Here is a 5,518-nt window from a genome sequence, read left to right as displayed (position 1 = left end):
TCAACTTAACGTGAAAACCACTCCAGACAAAGCTTTGATAGATTACCTCGCTTGTCTCGTTCCCAGTCTCCGACTGGGAATGCCGTCTTAGAGGCTCTGCCTCCCTTGCTAGCGGCAGAGCCGCCAGGAATAGCATTTCCAGCCAGAGGCTGGAAACGAGGTTTTAAAGAGTTTTTGCTTTGACACGTATGAGCATTGCTGTGCCCCTACGAATGGTCTGTATTGCATTTAGCGATCGCTTCAAACAAACCGAAAATTCTCCGAAATATTGCCCTGAAATGCTGTATCTAAATTCTTGTAAGTCTCCAACGGAGGCGCACGTTAAACTAAAGTTTTAGGTGTAATTAGATGCACAATGGTTTTAGGAGTAAGCTGCCACTACTGCTGACATTTTGCTTATTTACTAGCTTTTTGCCTGCCTCTGGTTCAGTGTTATGCCCAGCCGTTGCCTCTGAGGAATACTATAAAGTAGCCAGAAATTATGGCAGAGATGGACGTACAGGAAGCGATGGGCGATCGGGTAGAGATGGTGGCAGTGGTGAAAACCAAAATATTTTTGTCAATGGTTCACCCGTTAATCTTGACTTGTCTGGTAAAGATGGTGAAGACGGAGAAGACGGGCAACATGGCGATCAACCGGACTGTAGTTACCAACGCAATCGCGTCAGCCACGACATAAATGCACCAAATGGTGGCAGTGGCGGTAACGGTGGCAAAGGAGGAGATGGGGGAAATGGTGGTTCCCTGACGGCGTATTACAGCAATTTGGCAGACTTACGGAACGTTTCCGTTCGAGCAACTGGTGGAGAAAGCGGACGCGGCGGTAGAGGCGGTAACGGTACTGAGGGTTGCAACTGTCAAAGACGGAGTTGGAAGGTGAAAACCTGCAAGGGAAATCCTGATAGCCCTGATTATAAATGTACTGACAAGGTTTATCGATGTAGCGACGGTAACGATGGGCGAGATGGCAGCGATGGTAGGGATGGTAGCCAAGGGCGCTTAGGAACTTTGAGTATTGTAAATAGCCAGGAACCTTTGGTAGCTGATACTCCAACTGTGCAGCTAGCACTTTCAGAACTGATAAACAAACAGTTCAATCTCTCGAAGAATAAATGGAATCAACGCAAAGGGGCAGCTTCTCTACTTGCGCCTGGTTCTGCGATCGCTGATGATTATCGAGAGTTTGAACAGCGTCTAGAAGAAGCTTTTCAAATAGTTTGGCAAGAAAGACAACCCATCAACAGTTTTGGCAATCAAGCTGTAACACTGAATTTAACTGATAATAAACAAATAGAAATTACTTTTCCTGAGGAATTATGGGTTGAGGGTAACACCAAAAGTGAGGCTAACTTGACAACATTTACCGTTAACCATGCCATTCCCAAAAAAGATGTCACCCGGTTAGCTGTGGCAGAGTTTGCCGATGCCGGACAAAACCTCAATTTAAAAATAGTCGATTTGGCAGCAAAGTCTGATTCTATTAATACTCAATTTCGCGTAAAATTCCGCGCGCAGGACAGCTTGCACGGTTTTTCTGGCTACAAAACTGAATATGAAGGTGATATTCCTAACGAACTTGTGACTCGTGACTACAACCGTTTTACTCTAGCTTTGGGCAAGCTGAAAATTCCTAACGAAGCTTTACGCCCTGGTACTAACGTTGATATTGAAGTCGTAGCAACTCGTTCTTTGGGAATACGTTCTGCGAAGCAAACTATTAGCTGGCAGGGTACAATCCGTAAGCCTAGATAAAAAGGAGTCAGGTTTTCGAGACGCGATAAATCGCCGTCTCTACAAGTGTTTTGGTCTTATCTGAACTGTATTGCGCTACCGCTGTGCTATCATACTGAATTCTGAGTCCTGAATTATTCTTGATAAAATTTAGGATGATTTTTTCCCATCTGAAACCATTTGCGAGAGAATATAAGCTGCAAAATCTAGTAATTGATCTAGCAAAAAGCCAATGATACCGATGTAGAGGATCACCTGAATAATGTAATCAGCATTGCCCGCTTTATAAGCTTCCCAGAGGGTAAAGCCAAGTCCTTTTGGGCCTGTTAACATTTCTGTAGCAATAACTATAAACCAGGCTACCCAAATGCTAACTTTCAAGGCATGAAATATATGAAATATAGCTACTCGAAAGTTATTATTCTGTCTATGAAAATGCCGCATACCGATTGCCGTATTAATAATCATAGTCCAGAGAGTTCCGATAAAAACTATTGTAATAGCAGCAGTTTCACTCTCTTGAAACACTATTAGGGCAATAGGTAGCAAAGCTATAGGAGGGATACTATGTGGTATCTGGAATATCAGCCTAAATAACTGATAAACCATGCTATTCATACCGATTAAATATCCTACAAAGCTACCCAATACAGCGGCTGGAATATAACCCACAAATAACCGTTGCAGGCTAGCTAAAATGTCTAAAAACATATATATTTTCTGCCTCAGTTCTCATAGAAAATATTTAGAAAATACTGCGGCAACAACACCAAATAGCGAAAAAGATGTGTTTAAATACACATTTTATTGGAAATCATAAGAGTTTTTATATCTTCTCCTCGTTGACGAACAAAGAATTTAAGCATTATTACGATGTGGAAGCAATAATACAAAGCAGAAGTAAAACTAGACTTTAGTAAACATTATCAGAAAAATAAACCCTAATTAGTAAGTTAAATACAATTTCCAGATTTTACTTGTTTGATGATTGCACTAAGTATGAATATCTAAAATTTTTAATATTAAATAGCAAAATTTGTTATTAGCAATACAGAATATCTATAAAACAATACGCTTGCAACAGAAGTACGACCTGTAAGCCCAATAAATAGAACTGATAAAAACAAAACTATGGGATAAAATGCACTAACTCTAATTTAAAATACCTTTAATTCTGAACTAAATGCAACTCTACAAATGGAGTTTTTGCTTCACCTGTCCAAATTCCTTCTAGTTGCTTCGTATTTTTACTTAAGAGTTCGTCAATTTTTACTTCTGTTTGTGAATTGTAATATGTAAATCTAGACTGATACACTTTTGGCTTCATATGTTGTAGGGGCAATATCCTGCGGGAAGCCTTGGGCTACATGAATTGCCCCTACCAGAGAATAAGGGTTTCGGCTGTTGTTTGCGTAAGTTCTGATTCAGATGCGATTATTTCCCTAGATTCCGCTTCATTTGTTCCAACTCATCCTGAGTTTCCCAGCTTCGGAACTTCTCTTCTAAGTCATCAAACCCACTAGAATAACTGCTAGTTTGATTCGACCAGCCGCTGGTTTCAAAACGCTGCTGAGTTTGTGCTTTAGCACGGGCTGTCTGTGCTTCGGCTGCTTTAGCTTGCACTTCCTGTCGCCGCTGCTGAATTTTTCGCAGTAGTTCCTGAGATTGGTTAATGCGTTCTTTCAGTCCTTGCATGTGTCCCCAGCGCTGATTTCCTTCGCGCAACAGGGCTGCTTCTCGCTCACCCGCAGCAGCCGCCAAATCCTCTCTACCAGCGTTTTTGGCTTTTTGAACGCGGATATGCCAACGCTGAATTTCTTGAGCAGTGGACAGAATTTCCTCTTGCGATCGCTTCTCTTGTAATTGTAAATCTGCAATCAGTTTTAATGTGCCTTCCTCTTGCTCACGCAGCTGTTCTAGCAGCGCCTCTAACTCCAAATGTGGATTGTTACGCAAGAATTCTTCTAAACGGTTTTCTAAAAACCGACTCAAATCATCAAATAAGCCCACTGCTAGAACTCCAGAGATTGGGTGCGTGACTATTTTATTGTAGTAGTCAGGTGGACTTCTGGGTGTTAGTTAGATTTTAAAGTTGGGAAGAATGTATTTGGTGAAACTACGCAAACAACGCTGACTTATCAAAATAAGGCTTTAATCAGTATGAGTTCTGATTTCCAACCGCCATCTAAAAGTTTGTCCATATTAGCTTCTGTGGGAGGAATAGTTACCGGTCTACTAGCGATCGCAATTTTAAATGTTTGGTCTAAGCAAATTTCCAAGACTTCTATAGAAAAACCTGAAATATCAACATCCGAAACTGCTTCACGCCAGCTGGTAGAACCACAGAAACCCCAAAATCCTGTCTCTGCTGCCAAGGAAGCTGAAAGAATTGCCAGCCTTGATGCGAAATCTGTAGTTTTACCAGGTCAAGCCATTCCTAAAAACCAACTAACAGTAGCGATAATTCCTTATGTTGCTCCTGGAGTTGGAAAGCTGACCCCAGAGGAAACGACAACTGCCCGTCAGGCTTGGTCATATTTCCAGCGCAACTGGAACGATGAAACTGGCTTAGTCAATTCTGTTGATGGTTTTGCCTCTGTAAGTATGTGGGATCAGACAGCAGCGATCGCAGCCTTGGTCAGTGCTAGAGAACTCAATATCGTGCCTGCGGCTGAATTTGAAGCCAAAATGAGCAAAATGTTGAAAACACTGGCATCTATGCCTTTGTATAAAGGGGAACTACCAAACAAAGTCTACAATGCAAAAACCCTCGTACCCGTTAATTATGGTCAACTAGAAAAACGCGAAGAAATTGGTTGGTCAGCCATTGATTTAGGGCGGATGGCAATCTGGCTGAAGATTGTCGGGGCAAAGTATCCAGAGATGCAACTAGAAACAGAAGCAGTTTGGAAGCATTGGCAAGTCAAGCGTCTGACCAGAAGGGGACAAATGTACGGTACTGCCGTTATCAAAGGTAGAGAACAGTACAATCAAGAAGGTCGCTTGGGCTATGAGAATTATGCTGCCTACGGTCTGAAACTTTGGGGCTTGGATGTTAAAAAAGCCTTAGATTATCAGTCCAATGCTGCCTTTGTTGATCTTTACGGACAGGGAGTTCCTTACGATCGCCGTGACTTTAACAATTCTGAAGCTAATAACTATGTTCTTAGCGAACCTTATATTTTAGATGGTATCGAAACTGGGTTTCAAGCTTTGCCTAAAGCATACGCTGATCGGATTTTAGCTGCTCAAGCAGCGCGTTATGAAGCGACAAACCAATTAACCGCCGTTACCGAAGACAACTTAGATCGCCCTCCATACTTCGTTTACAGCAGCTTGTTTGTCAACGGAAAACCTTGGGCAACCATCGCAGATACCCGACAACAGTACAACGATTTGCGATTCCTCAGTGCCAAAGCTGCGATCGGCTGGCATGTGCTTTACAATACTACTTACACCAGCCAGTTATTTGATTTCGTCCAAGACAACCTCAAATCAAAAGATGGCTGGTACAACGGCTTTTATGAGTCTCTACGTCAGCCGAATAAAGCTCTTACAGCTAATAATAATGGCGTGATTTTAGAAAGCTTACTGTATAAAAAGGTCGGACAACCACTGACTGTTTGGGCAGGAGTTAAAAAAAGTCAGAAGTCAACCGAGAGGGCTACTAGAACACCGTAAGTTACAGCTAAATTTCTCAAATAGTAAAAAAACTGACGTTGCATATCAGAAGAATGTAGAGACGTTGCAATGCAACGTCTCTACAAGGGTTTCAGGTAACGCATAA

At 42.0% G+C, this 5,518-nt stretch carries 4 protein-coding genes; 2 read left to right on the top strand and 2 right to left on the bottom strand.

The annotated features are described in order from the left end of the window. Positions 1 to 348: 348 nt before the first annotated feature. Positions 349 to 1,752, top strand: coding sequence for a collagen-like protein (locus VB740_RS16965; protein WP_323201135.1), 1,404 nt, complete (start codon positions 349 to 351; stop codon positions 1,750 to 1,752). Positions 1,753 to 1,881: 129 nt separating this feature from the next. Here VB740_RS16965 and VB740_RS16960 read toward each other — a convergent pair whose 3' ends face one another. Both VB740_RS16960 and VB740_RS16955 read right to left on the bottom strand, forming a co-directional pair. Next, positions 1,882 to 2,442: a nitrate transporter gene (locus VB740_RS16960; protein WP_323201134.1), complete on the bottom strand. Its 561-nt coding sequence runs from the start codon at positions 2,440 to 2,442 to the stop codon at positions 1,882 to 1,884. Between the two features lie 723 nt (positions 2,443 to 3,165). After that, positions 3,166 to 3,741 carry a TIGR04376 family protein gene (locus VB740_RS16955; protein WP_323201133.1) on the bottom strand — a complete coding sequence of 192 codons (576 nt, stop codon included), beginning with the start codon at positions 3,739 to 3,741 and terminating at the stop codon, positions 3,166 to 3,168. Positions 3,742 to 3,891: 150 nt separating this feature from the next. Between VB740_RS16955 and VB740_RS16950 the strand changes: the two genes are divergently transcribed. Next, positions 3,892 to 5,412, top strand: coding sequence for a DUF3131 domain-containing protein (locus VB740_RS16950; protein WP_323201132.1), 1,521 nt, complete (start codon positions 3,892 to 3,894; stop codon positions 5,410 to 5,412). Positions 5,413 to 5,518: the final 106 nt, after the last annotated feature.

It is taken from the genome of Nostoc sp. UHCC 0251, assembly GCF_034932245.1.
Lineage (GTDB): Bacteria > Cyanobacteriota > Cyanobacteriia > Cyanobacteriales > Nostocaceae > Nostoc.
The sequence above is the reverse complement of the archived record's forward strand: the minus strand, read 5'-3'. Positions and strand labels throughout refer to the sequence as shown.

Coding starts and splice junctions, on each gene's coding strand:
- VB740_RS16965 (WP_323201135.1), top strand. CDS start 349: ATGCACAATGGTTTTAGGAGTAAGCTGCCACTACTGCTGACATTTTGC.
- VB740_RS16960 (WP_323201134.1), bottom strand. CDS start 2,442: ATGTTTTTAGACATTTTAGCTAGCCTGCAACGGTTATTTGTGGGTTAT.
- VB740_RS16950 (WP_323201132.1), top strand. CDS start 3,892: ATGAGTTCTGATTTCCAACCGCCATCTAAAAGTTTGTCCATATTAGCT.